This is a genomic window from Bradyrhizobium sp. WBAH42, from assembly GCF_024585265.1.
Classification (GTDB): domain Bacteria; phylum Pseudomonadota; class Alphaproteobacteria; order Rhizobiales; family Xanthobacteraceae; genus Bradyrhizobium.
This window is the reverse complement of the sequence record NZ_CP036533.1, coordinates 648,012-667,201: the sequence shown is the minus strand read 5'-3', so window position 1 is coordinate 667,201 and position 19,190 is coordinate 648,012. Positions and strand designations below refer to the sequence as shown.

At 65.5% G+C, this 19,190-nt stretch carries 18 protein-coding genes; 10 read left to right on the top strand and 8 right to left on the bottom strand.

From position 1 onward, the window contains the following. The first annotated feature begins 125 nt into the window (after positions 1-125). On the top strand, positions 126-3,218 hold the full coding sequence (gene polA, locus DCG74_RS03180) for a DNA polymerase I (protein WP_172786686.1): 3,093 nt from the start codon (positions 126-128) through the stop codon (positions 3,216-3,218). Between the two features lie 254 nt (positions 3,219-3,472). Continuing rightward, complete coding sequence (locus DCG74_RS03175; RefSeq protein ID WP_172786685.1) at positions 3,473-4,108, top strand: LysE family translocator; 636 nt, start codon at positions 3,473-3,475, stop codon at positions 4,106-4,108. Between the two features lie 127 nt (positions 4,109-4,235). Here the strand turns inward: DCG74_RS03175 and DCG74_RS03170 are convergent, their stop codons facing one another. Continuing rightward, positions 4,236-4,862: a glutathione S-transferase family protein gene (locus DCG74_RS03170; protein ID WP_172786684.1), complete on the bottom strand. Its 627-nt coding sequence runs from the start codon at positions 4,860-4,862 to the stop codon at positions 4,236-4,238. Positions 4,863-5,034: 172 nt separating this feature from the next. Between DCG74_RS03170 and pyrE the strand changes: the two genes are divergently transcribed. After that, on the top strand, positions 5,035-5,598 hold the full coding sequence (gene pyrE, locus DCG74_RS03165) for an orotate phosphoribosyltransferase (RefSeq protein ID WP_036014130.1): 564 nt from the start codon (positions 5,035-5,037) through the stop codon (positions 5,596-5,598). A gap of 245 nt (positions 5,599-5,843) precedes the next feature. After that, on the top strand, positions 5,844-6,617 hold the full coding sequence (locus tag DCG74_RS03160; protein WP_172786683.1) for a DUF2865 domain-containing protein: 774 nt from the start codon (positions 5,844-5,846) through the stop codon (positions 6,615-6,617). A gap of 115 nt (positions 6,618-6,732) precedes the next feature. Here DCG74_RS03160 and DCG74_RS03155 read toward each other — a convergent pair whose 3' ends face one another. The 7 genes from DCG74_RS03155 to DCG74_RS03125 form a co-directional block, all read right to left on the bottom strand. Next, positions 6,733-7,164, bottom strand: a complete 432-nt coding sequence (locus tag DCG74_RS03155) for a hypothetical protein (protein WP_036041807.1) — start codon at positions 7,162-7,164, stop codon at positions 6,733-6,735. Positions 7,165-7,431: 267 nt separating this feature from the next. Further along, a complete protein-coding gene (gene pdeM / locus DCG74_RS03150) occupies positions 7,432-8,103 on the bottom strand; it encodes a ligase-associated DNA damage response endonuclease PdeM (protein WP_172786682.1) in 672 nt (223 codons plus the stop codon). Between the two features lie 42 nt (positions 8,104-8,145). Beyond that, positions 8,146-10,731 carry a ligase-associated DNA damage response DEXH box helicase gene (locus tag DCG74_RS03145; RefSeq protein ID WP_172786681.1) on the bottom strand — a complete coding sequence of 862 codons (2,586 nt, stop codon included), beginning with the start codon at positions 10,729-10,731 and terminating at the stop codon, positions 8,146-8,148. Between the two features lie 77 nt (positions 10,732-10,808). After that, positions 10,809-11,174, bottom strand: coding sequence for a nuclear transport factor 2 family protein (locus DCG74_RS03140; protein WP_172786680.1), 366 nt, complete (start codon positions 11,172-11,174; stop codon positions 10,809-10,811). A 113-nt stretch (positions 11,175-11,287) separates the two neighbouring features. Beyond that, complete coding sequence (locus DCG74_RS03135) at positions 11,288-11,638, bottom strand: RidA family protein (protein ID WP_130363611.1); 351 nt, start codon at positions 11,636-11,638, stop codon at positions 11,288-11,290. 116 nt (positions 11,639-11,754) lie between these two features. After that, entirely contained in the window at positions 11,755-12,660 is a 906-nt protein-coding gene (locus tag DCG74_RS03130; RefSeq protein ID WP_260381818.1) for a PHB depolymerase family esterase, read from the bottom strand. A gap of 15 nt (positions 12,661-12,675) precedes the next feature. Then, positions 12,676-14,334 (bottom strand): FAD-binding dehydrogenase, encoded by a 1,659-nt coding sequence (locus DCG74_RS03125; RefSeq protein ID WP_172786678.1) that lies wholly within the window; start codon positions 14,332-14,334, stop codon positions 12,676-12,678. Between the two features lie 267 nt (positions 14,335-14,601). On the opposite strand from DCG74_RS03125, the gene DCG74_RS03120 reads away from it, so the two are divergent. From DCG74_RS03120 to DCG74_RS03095, 6 genes are all read left to right on the top strand, one after another. After that, a complete protein-coding gene (locus DCG74_RS03120; protein ID WP_172786677.1) occupies positions 14,602-15,123 on the top strand; it encodes a hypothetical protein in 522 nt (173 codons plus the stop codon). 197 nt (positions 15,124-15,320) lie between these two features. Continuing rightward, on the top strand, positions 15,321-15,446 hold the full coding sequence (locus DCG74_RS38965; protein ID WP_257187543.1) for a hypothetical protein: 126 nt from the start codon (positions 15,321-15,323) through the stop codon (positions 15,444-15,446). A 24-nt stretch (positions 15,447-15,470) separates the two neighbouring features. Next, a complete protein-coding gene (locus DCG74_RS03110; RefSeq protein WP_172786675.1) occupies positions 15,471-16,061 on the top strand; it encodes an SCO family protein in 591 nt (196 codons plus the stop codon). 89 nt (positions 16,062-16,150) lie between these two features. Next, on the top strand, positions 16,151-17,086 hold the full coding sequence (locus tag DCG74_RS03105; protein ID WP_172786674.1) for a transporter substrate-binding domain-containing protein: 936 nt from the start codon (positions 16,151-16,153) through the stop codon (positions 17,084-17,086). A gap of 199 nt (positions 17,087-17,285) precedes the next feature. Then, entirely contained in the window at positions 17,286-18,203 is a 918-nt protein-coding gene (locus DCG74_RS03100; RefSeq protein ID WP_172786673.1) for a sulfite exporter TauE/SafE family protein, read from the top strand. Further along, a complete protein-coding gene (locus DCG74_RS03095) occupies positions 18,200-18,970 on the top strand; it encodes a TIGR02186 family protein (protein WP_172786672.1) in 771 nt (256 codons plus the stop codon). The genes DCG74_RS03100 and DCG74_RS03095 overlap by 4 nt, the downstream gene beginning before the upstream one ends. The last annotated feature ends 220 nt before the right edge of the window (positions 18,971-19,190 follow it).

Here is a 19,190-nt window from a genome sequence, read left to right as displayed (position 1 = left end):
AGAAGCCGCGGCGTACTGGATTCCCCGCTTTCGCGGGGAATGACAGCGGGGGATAGTCGCGCTACCAGCGCAAAAATCCCCCTTCCAAGGCTGTCAAAGCCCGCAAAAATTCATACATTGCGGCCATGCCCAAGACATCTCCGAAGACCACCGCCAAAGCTGACACCAAGGCCGCGCCGAAAGCTGCCGAGACCAAGCCCGCTGCCGCCAAGACTATACCCGCGACAGCTGCTGCCAAACCGGTCGCGGCGAAGGCGGCCGGCAAGGGCGACCATGTCTTCTTGGTCGACGGTTCCTCCTACATCTTCCGCGCCTATCACGCGTTGCCGCCGCTGAACCGCAAGTCCGACGGGCTCCAGGTCAACGCCGTGCTCGGCTTCTGCAACATGCTGTGGAAGCTGCTCCGCGAGATGCCCGAAGACAACCGGCCGACGCATCTGGCGATCGTGTTCGACAAGTCGGAGATCACCTTCCGCAACAAGATCTATCCGGACTACAAGGCGCACCGCCCGCCCGCCCCCGACGATCTCATTCCGCAATTCGCGCTGATCCGCGAGGCGGTGCGCGCCTTCGACCTGCCCTGCCTGGAACAGATTGGCTTCGAGGCCGACGATCTCATCGCGACCTATGTGCGACAGGCCTGCGAGCGCGGCGCCAGCGCCACCATCGTATCCTCCGACAAGGACCTGATGCAACTCGTCACCGATTGCGTCACCATGTACGACACCATGAAGGACCGCCGCATCGGCATATCAGAGGTGATCGAGAAGTTCGGCGTGCCGCCGAACAAGGTGGTCGAGGTGCAGGCGCTCGCGGGCGATTCCACCGACAACGTGCCCGGCGTGCCCGGCATCGGCATCAAGACCGCGGCGCAGCTGATCACCGAATATGGTGATCTCGACCAGTTGCTGTTCCGTGCCGGCGAGATCAAGCAGCCGAAGCGGCGCGAGGCGCTGCTCGAGAACGCGGAGAAGGCGCGCATCTCGCGGCAGCTCGTGCTGCTCGACGACAAGGTCGAGCTGGACGTGCCGCTGGACGACCTCGCCGTCCACGAGCCCGATGCGCGCAAGCTGGTCGCCTTCCTCAAGGCGATGGAATTCACGACGCTGACGCGGCGCGTCGCCGAATATGCGCAGATCGATCCCGCCAATGTCGATGCCGATCCCGGCTATGCCAGCGGCGCCAGCGTGTTCACGACGCTGCCGCCCTCGGACGTCGTGCCCACGCCAGGCACGGGAACCCCGGCGCAGGCCCGGCCGAACCAGCCGAACAAGTCGGCAGGCAAGGAGGACAAGGCTGCGAGCCCGAAGGGTGCGCCGATCTCGCTCGCCGCCGCACGCGAAGAGGCGCTGCGCAAGCTTCCGGTCGATCGCGGCAAATACCAGATTATCAAGACCCCTGGGGAGCTCGACGCCTTCATCGCGCGCATCCATGATGCCGGCCATGTCGCGATCGAGACGAGAGCGAATTCGATCGATCCGATGCAGGCCGATCTCTGCGGCATCGCGCTGGCGCTGGCGCCGAACGAAGCCTGCTACGTGCCGCTGGCGCACAAGCAATCCGGCGGTGGCGCCGGCCTGTTCGATGCCGGCCTCGCGCCGGACCAGGTCAAGCATGACGACGCGCTGCAAGCGCTGCGGCCGGTGCTGGAATCGGCGGGCATCCTCAAGATCGGCTTCGACCTCAAGTTCACTGCCGTGATGCTGGCGCAGCACGGCATCACCTTGCGCAACATCGACGATGCGCTCCTGATCTCCTACGTGCTCGATGCCGGCCGCGGCTCGCATGCGCTGGAGCAGCTGTCGGAGCGCTGGTTCGGTCATGCCATGCTGAAGGAAAGCGAGCTGCTCGGCAGTGGCAAGGGCAAGATCACCTTCGACCAGGTGCCGATCGACAAGGCCGCACCGCTCTCGGCCGAAGGCGTCGACATCGCCTTGCGGGTCTGGCGCGTGCTGAAGCCGCGTCTCGTTTCCGAGCACATGAGTGCGGTCTACGAGACGCTGGAGCGGCCGCTGGTATCGGTGCTTGCGCGCATGGAGCGGCGCGGCATCTCGATCGACCGCCAGGTGCTGTCGCGTCTGTCCGGCGACTTCGCCCAGACCGCAGCGCGCGTCGAGGCCGAGATCCAGCAGATCGCGGGCGAGCCGGTCAATGTCGGCAGCCCCAAGCAGATCGGCGACATCCTGTTCGGCAAGATGGGATTGCCCGGCGGCACCAAGACCAAGACCGGCGCGTGGTCGACCACCGCGCAGGTGCTGGACGAGCTCGCCGAGCAGGGCCACGACTTCCCGAAGAAGATTCTGGAGTGGCGCCAGGTCTCCAAGCTGAAATCGACCTACACCGACGCGCTGCCGACCTACGTCAACCCGCAGACCCACCGCGTGCACACCACCTACGCGCTGGCTGCGACCACGACCGGCCGGCTCTCGTCGAACGAGCCGAACCTACAGAACATTCCGGTGCGCACCGAGGACGGCCGCAAGATCCGCCGCGCCTTCATCGCCACGCCCGGGCACAGGCTGGTCTCCGCCGACTATTCACAGATCGAGCTGCGACTGCTCGCCGAGATCGCCGACATTCCCGTGCTGAAGCAGGCGTTCCGCGACGGTCTCGACATTCACGCCATGACCGCATCGGAGATGTTCGGCGTGCCGATCAAGGGCATGCCGAGCGAGATCCGCCGCCGCGCGAAAGCGATCAATTTCGGCATCATCTACGGCATCTCCGCGTTCGGCCTCGCCAACCAGCTCGGCATCGCGCGCGAGGAAGCCTCCGCCTACATCAAGAAGTATTTCGAGCGCTTCCCCGGTATTCGCGCCTATATGGACGAGACGCGCGACTTCTGCCGCAACCACGGCTACGTCACCACGCTGTTCGGCCGCAAGTGCCACTACCCCGACATCAAGGCGTCCAACGCCTCGGTGCGCGCGTTCAACGAGCGCGCCGCGATCAACGCGCGGCTTCAGGGCACTGCCGCCGACATCATCCGCCGCGCCATGACGCGCGTCGAGGATGCGCTGGCCGAGAAGAAGCTCTCGGCGCAGATGCTGCTCCAGGTGCACGACGAGTTGATCTTCGAGGTGCCGGACGACGAGGTCGAGACCACGCTTCCCGTCGTGCAGAAGGTGATGCAGGACGCGCCGTTCCCGGCCGTGCTGCTCTCGGTGCCGCTGCATGTCGACGCACGCGCTGCGAACAATTGGGACGAGGCGCATTGATGGCCTCCTCTTCACCTCTCCCCGCCTGCGGGGAGAGGTCGGATCGCCCTTGCGATCCGGGTGAGGGGGTACAGGTCTATCGACTATCTCATTCGCGGAGAGAAGCCCCTCACCCCAACCCTCTCCCCGTAAGAACGGGGCGAGGGGGCGCACCGAACGCGCAGCGAGCACCTGATTGTCCTCCGTGCAATTGCGCGATGGCTCGGCGATCCCGCCCATATTAGAACCTTTGCATCTCCCGCACCGGTTCACCCATGCCCCACACCTCCGCTCTGCTCGGCTTTGCCCTCGTCTGCCTCGGCCTCGTGCTCACGCCGGGGCCGAACATGATCTATCTGATCTCGCGCTCGATCACGCAGGGGCCCGCGGCTGGCATCGTCTCGCTCGGCGGCGTCGCGCTCGGCTTCGTGTTCTACATGCTGTGCGCGGCGTTCGGCATCACGGCGCTGTTGCTCGCCATTCCCTTCGCTTACGACGCGCTGCGCTTTGCCGGCGCTGGCTACTTGCTGTGGCTCGCCTTGCAGGCGGTGAAGCCCGGCGGGCGCTCGCCGTTCCAGGTGAGGAAGCTCGCGGTCGACAGCCCGCGCAAATTGTTCGCGATGGGCTTCGTCACCAACCTGCTCAACCCGAAGATCGCGATGCTGTATCTGGCGCTGCTGCCGCAATTCATCGACCCCGCCGCCGGCAGCGTGCTGACGCAGTCGGTGGTGCTGGGCGCGATCCAGATCGCGATCAGCGTCAGCGTCAACGCGATGATCGCGCTCGCCGCCGGCTCGATCGCGCTGTTCCTGGCGAACCGGCCGAGCTGGATGCTGGTGCAGCGCTGGCTGATGGGCACCGTGCTGGCTGGGCTTGCGGTGCGGATGGCGGTGGAAGCGAAGAAGGTGTGAGGGCACACTGTCATGCCCCGGCTTGACCGGGGCATCCAGTACGCCGCGGCCTCTCGACTCAATCACCGCCGTCTCTGGAATACTGGGTCGCCCGGTCAAGCCGGGCGACGACAGCAGAGCAACGGGCTCAATCCAGCTTCGCCTCCATGCCGCGCTTCACTCCCGGCCGGGCCATCAGGGCCTCGTACCAGTGCTTGACGTTGGGGAAGTCGGCCAGCTCAACCTTGTGGCGAGGATGGCGCCAGGCCCAGCCCAGGATGGCAAAATCGGCAACCGAGAGATCGCCGGCGACGAAGTCGCGCCCCTCCAGGCGACGATCGAGCACGCCATAGAGCCGGCGCGTCTCGGCCATGAAGCGCTTCAAGCCGTAGGCCCGGTCCTGCTCGTTCTCGAGCGCGATGAAATGGTGCACCTGGCCGGGCATCGGCCCGAAGCCGCCCATCTGCCACATCAGCCATTCGTAGACCGGGATGCGCTGGATAAGCGATTTCGGCAGGAATTTGCCGGTCTTTTCACCGAGATAGAGCAGGATCGCACCGGATTCGAAGATGTTGACGGGCTTGCCCTCGGGCCCCTCGGGGTCGACGATCGCGGGGATCTTGTTGTTTGGGGAGAGCTTGAGGAACTCGGGCGCCATCTGCTCGCCCTTGGTGATGTTCACCGGGATCACCTTGTAGGGCAGCCTCATCTCCTCCAGCGCGACCGAAATCTTGCGGCCGTTCGGCGTGTTCCAGGTGTAGAGCTCGATGGTCATTCCATGTCCTTCCCAAGAGGCGTGGCCCCCTGAACTACTCCAGAAGGTTGCACCCTCACAACCGGCGGACCGGGATGGCCGATCCCTGTTGACGGGAGACGCCCCCTCTGGAATGTCGCGCCGGTCGCGGATAAATTCCGCCTCCTCCAAAAACGCTGTTCGAGGGACCGCCGTGTCGAAATCCGCCTCCCGCGCCCGCCTGTTCGAAATCATCCGCCGGCGCTCATTCGGCCGCGGCGAGGTGACGCTCGCGTCGGGCCGCAAGAGCGATTTCTACTTCAACCTCAAGCCGACCATGCTCGACCCCGAGGGAGCGACGCTGCTCGCCGAGCTGACTTACGAGGCGCTGAAGGACGACCAGCTCGATTTCATCGGCGGGCTCGAGATGGGCGCGGTGCCGCTCGCCGGCGCGTTGGCGCAAATCTCCTGGATCAAGGGCCATCCGATCGCGGCCTTCTTCGTGCGCAAGAAACCGAAGGAGCACGGCGCCAAGCTCGCGATCGAGGGCCTGCCCAAGGGCGAGACGCTGGCCGGCAAGCGCGTCGTGATCGTCGAGGACGTCACCACGACCGGCGGCTCGGCGATGAAGGCGGTGGAATCGGTGCGCGAGGCCGGCGCCAATGTCGTGCTGGTGCTGACCATGGTCGACCGCGAAGAGGGCGCCACCGACACGTTCGGTGCGGCCGGCCTGCCGTTCCGCTCGCTGTACAAGGCGTCGGAATTTTTGAAGGGGTGAAGGCGGAAATTTCTCCGCCGTCATGCCTCAGTGTGCCCCGGAAGCCACCATCCGTCCAAAGCTGGGCCCGGCCTTAAAGAGGCCACCGCCTCGTCTTGAAACCGCCTCCGCTCAACTGCTCATTTACCATCCCGCTTTATGGTGAATCGTGTGCTGAGACCTCTCGGTCCCAGCCGGTTCAGTAGCGTCGGGTGGAGTAAGCATTGCGTACAGTCATGTCCCATGCGCGCCGGCGGCGTCGCGCGATGCTTGTGGCCGCCATGCTGGCAGCGCCGCTGCTCGCAACTCCGGCTCCGGTTTCGGCCGAAGGCCTGTTCGACTTCCTCTTCGGCGGTATGCAGCAGCAGCGGCCGCAGCGCGAGGTGCCGCAGCAGGCGAACTCCTACGTAGATCCCTTCAGCAGCCAGCAGAATGCCTCTCCGCAATATGTGCCGCCGACCCGCTCGGCCGCGGCCGGCGGCTCGGGACCTGCCTTCTGCGTGCGCAGCTGTGACGGCAAATATTTCCCGCTGATGCGCGGCCTCGTCTCGCCGGCGCAGATGTGTCAGGCATTCTGCCCTGCCACCGCGACAAAAGTCTATTTCGGCTCCAGCATCGAGGGCGCTTATTCCCAGACCGGCGAGCGTTACGCCGAAAGCGAGAATGCGTTCGCCTATCGCAAGGCGCTGCGCGCCGACTGCACCTGCAACGGCCGTGAGCCGGTCGGCCTCGCTCCGGTCGATCTTGCCCTGGATTCCTCGCTGAAAGCCGGTGACGTGATCGCCACCACCGACGGCCTCGTCGCCTATACGGGCATCCGCGTCGGCAACGACCAGGCTGCGGAATTCACCCCGGTCGCCTCCTACCCCGGCCTCACTGCCCAGGTCCGCGCGCGGCTCGGCGAGATGAAGGTGGCGCCGGTGCGGGCAGAGACGGTGTCGGCGGATGCGCCCGCCGCCGAGATCGTGCGCGAGCCGCTGCCTGACGTGACGGTGCCGAAGACGGCCGCGAAGCCGGCGAAGCGGGCGGGGTTGGATTAGCTCACTGCATCCGAGCCGTCATTGCGAGGAGTCCTTGCGACGAAGCAATCCAGAATCCCTCCGCGGAAAGATTCTGGATTGCTTCGCTACGCTCGCAATGACGGAGTTTGCGGCACTACCTCCCGATGATCACCCCGATCACGTTCGGCGCCGCCAGATATTTCTCCTCGATCGCCGCGCGCGCGGCCGCGCGGTTTTCCGGCGTCAGGAGGCCGCGCTTCTCGGCCAGGATCATCCAGCAGAAACCCCACCAGTCCGTCAGCATGCCCTGATCGCCGACGAGGTCATAGCCCTGCTCGGCCGCGAAGATGCGCGCATGCGCTTCGTCCAGCGTGTCGAGAAACAGATGATCTTCGGGCGAGAACAGATCGTCGCTGACGTCGTCGATGGTGTAGCCCCAGATCGACTGACACACCGCGTTGAACTCGCGATCGAACTGGTCATCGTCGACCCTCTGGCGCCGCGCGGCCTGATGCAGCCGCGACAGCGAGCGCGCGAAATCGGCGATCCGGGTGAGGGCAAACTGGTCGAAGGCAATGGTGGACATGTAGTCCTCGCGGAGTCTGACAAACGCTAGATATTGTGTCGGCTCGATACCGAATCACAATGATATATCAAAGACTTGCTAAAGTGTTCTTAATTTGTTCCAGGTGTGTGCGGAATCGAAAGGGGCCGCCCGAGGCGACCCCTTGCCGGTTGCAATCTTGTTCGGGATGAAATCCAGCCCCGGCAAGCGTGACGTTAAAACCGACAACGGGCTTTCGCGATTCCGGAAAAATACCGATCGTACTGCTGTCCTAATTCGGCGGGCGCCTCAATAGCAACGCGACGCCGCAATGGCGTGGACACGGCGGTCGCCGAGGAGATGGGCGACAAAGCCGTTCTTCGGAAAGATCCTGGCGAAGGCAGCGTCGCGGATGCTGAGGCCACCGGCATAGGCGCCGAACGCTGGCATGACGGCGCGCAACCCGTCGCTGGCGAAGCAGCGGCGCTCCATCGAGCGACCGCGCGCCGAGACACGCGCCTTCGGATGCAGATGGCCGGCGATCTCGCCGCATGCGCCGGTCGGCTCGTGGCGGAAGGTGATCGGGCCGATCGCCACTTCATCCGCGATGGTGCCGCCGAGATCGCGCGGCAGCATGGGATCATGATTGCCCGAGATCCAGATCCAGTCGCGGCCGGTCTGGAGTGCGGCCACCGCGTCGCGGTCCTCGGCCGACAAGCGCTCATGCGCGCTGCGGTCGTGAAAACTGTCGCCGAGCGCGATGACTACTCGCGGATCATGGCGGGAGATGACAGCAGCGAGCCGGCCAAGCGTCGCGATGGTATCGTAAGGCGGCAGCAGCACGCCGCGCATCGCGAAGCTCGAGCCTTTCTCCAGATGCAGGTCGGAGACGACGAGCAGGCGCTGCTCGTCCCAGAACAACGCGCCGGAAAGATCGGCCGCGAAGGTTACATCGCTGATCGTGACTCTGGAAACGCGCATGTCCTCGACATCTCCCGATACCTGCGCGCCTGCCGTCACGTCTTACCCGCTTCTATCCATCGCCTCTTTGACGAGCTCGTCGGCGGCTTCCGCCAAAAGCTCGTCTGCAGCTTCGCCATAAACTGACTCGCGGCCGATTTCCAGCATCACGGGCACGGCGAGCGGGGAGACGCGGTCGAGTTCCCGGTGCGTGATACGGCCCTGGATGCGCATCAGCATGTCGCTGAGGCGGCGCAAATCGAGCAGGCCGGTGGCGGCATCGGCGCGCGCGGCGCGGAGCAGGACGTGATCGGCCTGGTGCTTGCGCAGCACGTCGTAGACGAGATCGGTCGAGAACAGCACCTGGCGGCGGCTCTTCTCTTCGCCGGTGTGGCGCCGCGCGATCAGGCCGGAGATGATCGCGCAATTGCGGAAGGTGCGCTTCATCAGCGCGGATTCGGCGAGCCAGGCTTCGAGATCATCGCCGAGCATGTCAGGGTCGAACAGCGCGTTGAGGTCGATCCGGCCCTGACGGATCATGAAAGAGAGATCGCCGAGCCCCCAGATCGCCACGGCATATTCGTTGGCGACGAAGCCGAGCGGCCGCGCGCGGACGCGCTCCAGCCGCCGCGTCAGCAGCATGCCGAGGGTCTGATGCGCGAGGCGGCCCTCGAAGGGATAACACACGAGATAATGCTTGTTGGCACGCGGAAAGCTCTCGACCAGCAGCTCGCGGACCGCCGGCACTCTGCTGACATCCTTCTGCAGCGACAGCCAGTCGCGCACCTGCTCCGGCAAGCCGCCCCAGGCGCGCCCGTCGTCGAGCAGGCGGCGGACGCGCTCGGCGAGATAGGTCGAGAGCGGAAACTTGCCGCCCATGTAGGACGGCACCTTGGGGTCCTTGTCATGCGCGCGCGAGACATAGACCTGGTCCTCGACCAGGGTCTCGTAGCGAACCACCTCGCCCGAGAACACGAAGGTATCGCCGGGCGAGAGGCCCTCGATGAAGGCTTCCTCGATCTCGCCGAGCAGCCGGCCGCCGCGCGCGATCACGCCCGTGGATCCTGTCCCGCCGCCGCGCGAGCGCACCAGCCGCACCTTCAGCATGTCGTCCTCGACGATGGTGCCGACATTCATGCGGTAGCTCTGCCGCACTTTTGGATTGGCGACGCGCCAGCGTCCCTCCTTGTCCTGCTTGATGCGGGCGAACCGCTCATAGGTCTTCAGCGCGTAACCGCCGGAGGCGACGAAATCGACGACATCGTCGAAATCCTGCCGCGACAGACTTGCGTAGGGCGCTGCGGTGCGGACCTCGCCATAGAGCTCGTCGCTGAAAAACGGCTCGCCGCAGGCGCAGCCGAGCACATGCTGGGCCAGCACGTCGAGGGCGCCCGTGCGCAAGGGCGGCGTGTCCTGCGCATTCTCGGCGATGGCGTCGATCGCGACGCGGCACTCCAGCACTTCGAAACGGTTGGCCGGCACCAGCACGGCGCGCGAAGCTTCGTCGAGGCGATGGTTGGCGCGGCCGATCCGCTGCATCAGGCGCGAGGAGCCTTTTGGCGCGCCGATATTGACGACGAGATCGACGTCGCCCCAGTCGACGCCGAGGTCGAGCGAGGAGGTGCAGACCACGCCGCGCAGCCGGCCCGCCGACATGGCGTCCTCGACCTTGCGGCGCTGGGCGACGTCGAGCGAGCCGTGATGCAGCGCAATGGCAAGACCGTCATCGTTCATGCTCCAGAGATTCTGGAACAGCATCTCGGCCTGGCTGCGGGTGTTGACGAAGACCAGCGTGGTCTTGTTGGCCTTGATCAGCTCGTAGATCTCGGGGAGCGCGTGGCGCGCGCTGTGGCCGGCCCAGGGCAGCCGCTCGCGCGTGTCGAGCATTTCGACCACGGGCGGCGCGGCACCGCCGGCGACGACGATGTCGGCTGCTCGTTCCTTGCCGTCGGGCTGCGGCACCAGGAAGCGCGCCAGCTGCTCCGGCTCGGCCACGGTTGCCGACAAGCCGATCGCGCGCATCTGCGGGGCGAGGCGCCACAATCGCGCGAGCCCGAGCGAGAGCAGATCGCCGCGCTTGGACGTGACCAGCGCGTGCAGCTCATCCAGCACGATGCGCTTCAGGGCAGAAAACAGGAACGGTGCGTCGTCGGAGGAGAGCAGCAACGCGAGCTGCTCGGGCGTCGTCAGCAACACATCAGGCGGATAACGCCGCTGCCGCTGACGGCGCGAGACCGGCGTATCGCCGGTGCGGGTCTCGACCTTGATCGGCAAGCCCATCTCGGCGACGGGACGCTCGAGGTTGCGCGCGATGTCGACGGCGAGCGCCTTGAGTGGCGAGATATAAAGGGTATGCAGGCCGCCGCTGCGCTGCACGCTGCGGCCGGTGGAGACGAGGCTCTTCTTCGCGCCCGCGTCTCGCGTCACCGGCTGCGCCGACAGCTCCACCAGCGTCGGCAGAAATCCGGCCAGCGTCTTGCCGGCGCCGGTCGGCGCGATCAGCAGGGCCGAGCGGTCCTCGCGCGCCTTCTCCAGCAGTGCCAATTGATGCGCGCGCGGCGACCAGCCGCGGGCTGCGAACCAAGCCTGGAAGCGATCCGGCAGCAGCGCGGCCGGCTCGGCCGATGTTTGGAGGATACGGGGCGGCACGGCATGACAGGTAAGCCGTAGGGATGGCTTCGTCGAGGGGGGCCGCCCTCCCCGCCTGCACGAGGAGGGCCCGAGGTCTACGCCCCGGCCGGCACCTGATCGAGAAATCCGGTCACGCTCCTGATCCGGCCGTCCTTGAGCACGGCGAAATCCGTGCCCTTGATCGGGCTGTCGACGCCGTCAGGACCAAGTCCCCACGAGAAGCGGATGTGGTCGCCGTAGCCATTGGGCTCGCCGATCAGCTTGAATTTGAAATCGGGAAAGCGCTGCTGCACGCCTGATATCAGCGCCTCGATGCCGTCCTGGCCGTCGCCCTTCATGAGGGGATCGACATAGCTCGCATCCGTCGTCCAGCTTTCGCTGAGCAGCTCGCGGCGGCGGCCAGCAGTGCGCTCGTTCCAGAGCTCGATGTAGCGGCGGGCGATGGTGACGGGATCGGTCATGATGCTCTCCTTCGATGGCGCCGTGTTGTCCGGCTGACCGTGACTATCGAAGGTTCACGCGCATTGATCGATTACCTCGGAGGTCATCAACGCGCGTGAAGTTTTCGCAAGAATTACTTCGCTGCCGTCACCATGATCTCGACGGTGTATTGCGGGGCCGCCAGCTTGGCTTCGACGGTGGCGCGCGCAGGCGTATTGCCGGGCGAGACCCAGGCGTCCCACACCGCGTTCATCTCGCCGAAGGTCTTCATGTCGGTGATGTAGATCGTGGCCGAGAGCAGCTTCGACTTGTCGGTGCCGGCCTTGGCAAGGTGGCCGTCGATCGTCTTCAGGATGTCCTGGGTCTGCTTGGTCACGCTTTCACCGGCCGCGTTATTGGCGACAACGCCGGCGAGGTAGACGGTGTTGCCGTGCACGACGACCTGGCTCATGCGCGGGCCGGTTTCAAAACGCTGAATGCTCATTGGGGATCTCCTGACTGGAATGGCGGCCCTGTCTAGCCCAGCGATTTGCACTGTGCCACCCCCGGTACGCATGCGTTGCCTGCCACGCATGCGTTGGCCGGCAATGCATGCGCCGTTCACGGAAACCGACTGAAGAAGGTCCAGATCGTTTCGGCACCGTCGATGTCGCCATTTTGCGATCCGAGCAGGCTCCTGGCCACTTTTGGGAAGCGGGCATCCGGAGCGAAGCCTGGCATGCGGTGGCCGCCATGGTTGATGCGGTAGAGGACGACGTCGTGCCCCGCCGGACAGCGCGAGCCGATCCGCGTCACTGTGGACTGGTCTGCCGGCGCCGTGTCGGGCATGTCGGACATCCCGGCGTCGTCGGTCTCGCAGCCATTCAGCCTGCGCCAGAACGCCAGCGTTTCGTCCGTCGACCAGAATCCGTCTGCAGCAAAATAGCTCGATCCGCGCCCGCCTTCATAAGGGACCAGCGGGTCGGCGGTCCCGTTCATGAGCAGCATCGGCAGCGGCCGCGACGGATGACAGGTGACGGCAGCTTCATCGGTGAGATTCATGATCACACTCGCAGCTGCCGCAAACAGATCGGCACGCGCGCAGGCCAAGGTCATCGCCATGGCGCCACCATTGGAGACGCCGGCGACGAAGACGCGCTTTGCATCGGCCGTGCCGTCGGCCACCAGCTTCTCGACGAGCTTTGCGATGAAGGCGACGTCATCGGTGCCCGCCGGTGGTCCGCGCAGGGCAGGCCCCGCCTTCGTGCGCGCGTCCGCCCATGCGTTGTTGAGCCCATCCGGAAACACCACGGCCAGGCCCTCGCGCCTGGCAACCTGCGGCCAGGCCGTCCGCGTCACCATGTCGGCACCGCGCTGGGTCTTGCCGTGCAGCACGATCACGAGCGGTGCGGGCCGCTTGGCCGGCAGCTGCGCGGTGTAGGAGCGTTTCACCCCGTTGACGTCGATCGTATCGGCGGATGCAGCTGAAGCTGCCGCCAATGCAGCGATCAGCGTCCCGATGCACATCCACCGCCGCACCATCTAGCCCACCGCCTTGGCGGCGGCCCGGCCTGCATTGCGGCCCGAGAACAGGCAGCCGCCCAGGAAAGTCCCCTCCAGCGATCGATAGCCATGCACGCCCCCGCCGCCAAAGCCGGCGGCTTCGCCGACGGCGTAGAGACCGGGAATGACGCGGCCCTCGTCGCCGAACACACGGGAGTCGAGATCGGTCTCGAAGCCGCCCAGTGTCTTGCGGGTGAGGATGTTGAGCTTCACGGCGATCAGCGGCCCATGCGCGGGATCGAGGATGCGGTGCGGGGAAGCGGTGCGGATCAGCTTGTCGCCGATATAGCGGCGCGCATTGTGGATGTTCATGACCTGCGCGTCCTTGACGTAGGGATTGGCGATCTCGCGGTCGCGCGCCTCGATCTGCATCCTGATGTGCTCAAGCTTGAGGAGATCGCTGCCGGCGAGCTTGTTCATGGCCGCAACGAGCTCATCGAGCTTGTCGCGGACAATGAAGTCGACACCATGGCTCTTGAACGCCTCCACCGGCGCCGCCGCTCCCTTGTTGGTGGCGCGGCGAAGTGTCATACGCCAGCTCTTGCCGGTCAGATCGGGGTTCTGCTCCGAGCCCGACAGCGCAAACTCCTTCTTGATGATGCTCTGGGTCAGGATGAACCAGGAATAATCGTAGCCGGTCGACATGATGTATTTGAGCTGGCCGAGCGTGTCGGAGCCCGGGAACAGCGGCGCCGGCAGCCGCGTGCCTGTAGCGTCGAACCACATCGAGGAGGGACCCGGCAGGATGCGGATGCCGTGGCGCGGCCAGATCGGGTTCCAGTTCTGGATGCCCTCGACGTAATGCCACATGCGGTCGCGGTTGATCAGCCGCGCGCCGGCCTTTTCCGTGATACCGATCATGCGGCCGTCGACATGCTCGGGCACGCCGGAGATCATGAATTTCGGGGGCTCGCCCAGCCGCTCCGGCCAGTTCTGCCGCACCAGCTCGTGGTTGCCGCCGATGCCGCCGGAGGCGACGATCACGGCCTGCGCCTTCAGCGCGAAGTCGCCGACCACGTTGCGCGAGGAGCTCTTGCCGCGCTCTGCATTATCAGGCGCAAGAACGACACCGCTGACGCCGTCCACCGTGCCATTGGTGATAGAGAGCGCATCGACGCGATGGCGGAATCTGAAGATCAATCGGCCAGACTTCATCGCCTCGCGCGCGCGGCGCTCGAACGGCTCGACGATCCCCGGGCCGGTGCCCCAGGTGACGTGGAAGCGCGGCACCGAATTGCCGTGTCCCATCGCGTCATAGCCGCCGCGCTCGGCCCAGCCGACCACGGGAAAGAAGCGATGGCCCATCGCACGCAGCCAGCCGCGCTTCTCGCCGGCCGCGAAGGCAACATAGGCTTCGGCCCATTGGCGCGGCCAGAAATCCTCGTCGCGGTCGAAGCCGGCGGTGCCGAGCCAGTCCTGCATGGCGAGCTCGTAGGAGTCCTTGATGCCGAGCCGGCGCTGCTCCGGCGAATCGACCAGGAACAATCCGCCGAACGACCAGAACGCCTGGCCGCCGAGCGACTGCTCGCCTTCCTGGTCGACGACCATCACGCGCTTGCCCGCATCGGCGATCTCGGTGGCGGCAACGAGCCCCGACAGTCCCGCGCCGACGACGATGACGTCGGTTTCCTCAGCCATGCGCTTCTCCCCCTCCATGAGTCTCTCCCGGTAATTGCCCGGATTGAAGCCAGCGGTTGCAACTGAGATCAAGGGTATGGCGCGTAAGACCTCGTTAACTTGTTCCACTTTGGGATAGAGACCGGCGGGGTGCAGCGCGAACGCAACACTGGATTTGAATTTGTTTTGGGCCAGCAGGCCTGCCTAGACAAAACCTTGGTTACGACAGACGCTAGCCGTGCATCACCACCGGACACGAAGATTCGAATTCGACTGGGGCGGGGGACAATGAAGTTTCTGACGGGGTTGCTTGCGGCGGTTCTCTTGATCGCGGGCATGGGGGCTTCTCACGCGGTGGTTCGGATCGCGGATGACCGCGGCGGCCGGATTGGAACCTACGTCGACAAATACCAGGACCTCAGGCAATCGGGCGAGACGGTCATCATCGACGGTCTCTGCGCCTCGGCCTGCACCATCGTTCTCGGCGCCATCCCGCACGACCGGATCTGCGTGACCTCGCATGCGACGCTGGGCTTCCACGCCGCCTGGGATTTCGGTGCCAACGGCCGCGCCGTCACCAATCCCGAGGCAACCCAGATGCTCTATGCGATGTATCCCTCGCAGGTGAGGCGCTGGATCGGCCAGCGGGGCGGCCTGACCCCGCGGATGCTGTTCCTGAGGGGCAAGCAGCTCGAGGCCATGTACAAGCCCTGCTACCTGGACGCGCAGGCTTCGACGGCCAAGCCGTCGCGCCGGTCGCTTCCGCAGGCGGAGCAACTTGAGTCCGCTCGGGGCCAGCTCCTTCACTGACCTCCGCAGCCTGACGGCATCCTGTGGCGCCGGCGGCGGCGTCTTGCCTGCTGGCGGCGCCTTGCCCGCAGGCGGCGTAAAGCCTATCTGAAAGCCAGGGAACCGGGGCCTTCGTCCCGATCGTTGTCATGGCTCAACCGCTGCACCCATCACATCGGCTATCGGACAATTCGCCCACTGCCGGGCGGATGCCATCCGTGCTGCTGTGGGCTGGCGCGGCTATCGGCGGTCTCGCCGTGATCGGCGCGCTGGCGCTCTGGTTCCATTATGGCAGCCAGGTGTTCTTCGAAATGATCAGGACCGGCTTCGCCGCCTGCTTCTGACCTGCGAAAGAAAGTTTTCCGCCCATGAGCTCCGCCACCCGCCCGCTGGTGATCGCGACCGCCTTCGCCGCAAGCCTCGTCGTCGGGCTCCTGATCATGTTCTGGGCCATGGGCGGGGTCAGCAAGGTGGCACAGCCGGCCGCGATCGGCGGCCCGTTTCAGCTGACCGACCAGAACGGCAAGGCGGTCACCGACAAGAGCCTGAAGGGCAAGCCGACCCTGATCTTCTTTGGCTACACCCATTGTCCCGACGTCTGCCCGACCTCGCTGTTCGAGATCTCGGAAGTGCTGCGCGCGCTCGGCAAGGACGCCGACAAGGTCAATGCCATCTTCATCTCGGTCGATCCCGAGCGCGACACGCCGGCAACGATGAAGGATTACCTGTCGAGCTTCGATCCGCACCTCCAGGGCCTGTCCGGCGACCCCGCCGAGACCGCCAAGGTGATCACCTCCTACCGGGTCTATGCCAAGAAAGTCCCGACCAAGGACGGCGACTACACCATGGACCACACCGCGCTGATCTACCTGATGGACCGCGACGGCAGGTTCGTCTCGCCGTTCAATTTGAAGCGGACGCCGGAAGAGGCGGCGGTTGATTTGAAGCGCTATCTCTGAGCTCCATCCTGGCCACAATCGGCGCTCGCGTTCCCGGGCGGATCGTCTATAAGGCCCTCTGATCCCGACGAAATTCATTCCTTCGGCCGATGGCTCCATCGCAACAGGCGAAATCGCTCAAATCTGTCCGTGGCTTGCTGGCAGGGCTAGCGGCCGGCCTTTGCCTGCTCGGCGGCCTCACCGGGGCGGACGCGCAAGCCCCCGCCAAGCGACCGCCCGCGGCACCTCAGGCCACGCCCCAAGCCGCGCCCCAAGCCGCCCCGCAGGCCGTGCCCGGGTTCTGGGACCCGCGCCGGCGGCCGGAGCGGCCGGACCTGTCGCGCCTGACCGTGATCCGCTTCCTGACCGAGACCGACTACCCGCCGTTCAACTTCACCGGCGCCGACGGCAATCCGGCCGGTTTCAACGTCGACCTTGCCCGCGCGCTCTGCGAGGAGATCAAGGTCACCTGCACGGTGCAGATGCGGCGTTTCGAGACGTTGGTGGATGCGCTCACCTCGAACCGGGGCGATGCCATCATCGCCTCCATGGCGGTGAGCCCGCAGCTGCGCGCGCGCGTCGACTTCACCGATCCCTATTACCGCGTGCCGGCGCGCTTCGTCTCGCGCAAGGATGCGGTGATGCCGGAGATCCGCCCCGAATATCTCGAAGGCAAGAAGGTTGGCGTCATCGCCGGCTCCGCGCACGAGGCGTATCTCAAGGCGATGTTCACCGACGCCGAGCTTCGTGCCTATTCCAGTGACGATGCGATGCGCGCGGCTCTGCGCAAGGGCGAGGTCGATTTCATCTTCGGCGACGCCATCTCGCTGGCGTTCTGGATCAACGGCACGGATTCGGCCGATTGCTGCGCCTTCTCCGGCGGTCCCTTCGTCGAGAGCCGTTTCTTCGGCGAGGGCATCGGCATCGCCGTGCGCAAGGGCAACGACGTGCTGCGCCAGGCCCTGAACTGGGCGATGTTCCGGATCTGGGAAAAAGGCCGCTATACCGATCTCTGGCTGCGCTATTTCTCGGTCAGTCCGTTCTGATCTTTCGCCTCTCCGCGCCTGCGGCATGGAGTGGGGACGATCGCGGATATCCGCACGCGCTTCTCACGCCCGTTCACCACGCCTGAAAATCCCGGTCCCGCCCGCCAGCGAATTCCGCTATTGAGGGACGCGGCAATCGTTCCGTCCTTTCCGCGAGCATTCCGCGTTCGTCGATCCATCTCGCCGGTGCGCAGGTTCAATGCAGCTTTACCTCCCGATCGCCGATCTTCCGGTCAACGTCTTCCTGGTGCTCGCCATGGGCGCGGCGGTCGGCTTCGTCTCCGGCATGTTCGGCATCGGCGGCGGCTTCCTGATGACGCCGCTCCTGATCTTCATCGGCATCACGCCGGCGGTGGCGGTGGCCTCCGTGGCGAGCCACATCGCGGCCTCCTCGTTTTCCGGCGCCCTCTCCTATTGGCGGCGGCGCGCGATCGATCCGGCGCTGGCGAGCGTCTTGTTGTGCGGCGGCGTGACCGGCACGACGCTCGGCGTCTGGACCTTCACCCAGCTGCGCGCGCACGGCCAGCTCGACCTGATGATCGCGCTCTCCTACGTCGTGCTGCTCACCACGGTCGGCAGCCTGATGTTCTCGGAAGGATTGCGCGCCTTGATGCGGACCCGGCGCGGCGCGGTGCCGCCGCGGCGCACGCACAACTGGATCCACGGCTTGCCGCTGAAGATGCGGTTCAAGCGCTCGAAAATCTACCTCTCGGTGATCCCCGTGCTGATCGTCGGCACCATGATCGGTTTCATCGGCGCCATCATGGGTATCGGCGGCGGCTTCATCCTGGTGCCGATCATGATCTATCTTTTGAGGGTGCCGACCTCGACGGTGATCGGGACCTCGATGGTCCTCACCCTCGTCACCATGCTGTTCGCGACCATGCTGCACGCGGCGACCAATCACCTGGTCGATGCCGTGCTGGCGCTGATCCTGATGGTCGGCGGCGTCACAGGCGCGCAGTTCGGCGCCCGTGCCGGTCAGAAGATTCGCGGCGAGCAGCTGCGGCTGCTGCTGGGCTTGCTCATCCTCTCGGTCGGCGTCCGCTTCGCGATCGAGCTGGTGATCCAGCCCTCGGATCTTTTCACCATCCGTGAGCTCGGAGTGAGCGGATGAAGCGCACACTTCTCGCCATCGTCCTTGTCCTGCTGCTCGGCGGCGCTGCGCGGGCCGAGCGGCTGATCGTGTCGGTCTCGAACCACCGCGTCACGGTGACGCCGAACTATTCCGGCGAGGAGCTGGTGCTGTTCGGCTCGGTGGAGAAGGATGCGACGACGCCGGCGGACCGCACGGCCTACGATCTCGTCGTCACCGTGATGGGCCCGCGCGCCGAGATGGTGACGCGGCGGAAGGAGCGCACCTTCGGCATCTGGATCAACACCGACTACCGGCAGTTCCTGCAGGTGCCGAGCTACCTCGCGCTGTTCGCCAACCGCCCGTTCGACGCTATCACCTCGCCCGAGATTGCGCGGCGGCAGCAGATCGGGCTCAACAACGTGCTGCTGACCCAGCGGGTCAGCGGTGACTTTGCCGACGTGGTGCCGAACGATGCGTTCCGCTCGGCCTTCATTCGCCTGCGCACCCAGCGCGGGCTTTATCGCGAAGACGGAAGCGCGGTGACGTTCCTGACCCCGACGCTGTTCCGTACCGGCATTCCGCTGCCCGCGGAGGTGCCGATCGGCACCTATGAGGTCGAGATCAAGCTGTTCGCGAACGGTGCGTTCATCGGCAAGACCGAGACCGCGTTCGAGATCGTCAAGGTCGGCTTCGAGCAGTTCGTCGCGACCACCGCACGGCACAACGGCCTGATCTACGGCCTCGCCACCGTGGCGATGGCGCTGATGACGGGGTGGATGGCCTCGATCGTGTTCAGGAAGGACTAGGCCGTGTGCTCGTAAGAGGAATGTCCCGAGGGCCGAACGGAAATTCTTGAACCGCCAGCGCATTACTGCTTGTGACCCCGGAGCGGACATTTCGGAGTCACCTGCCGGCGCATGGGTTTGCATCCCGCGCAAAATTTCTCCGGAACCATTTCCATTCCGAACCATCCGATGGGGAGCACGGCAAATACCGACAAGGCCGCCCGGCACGCGGTGTGCGCAC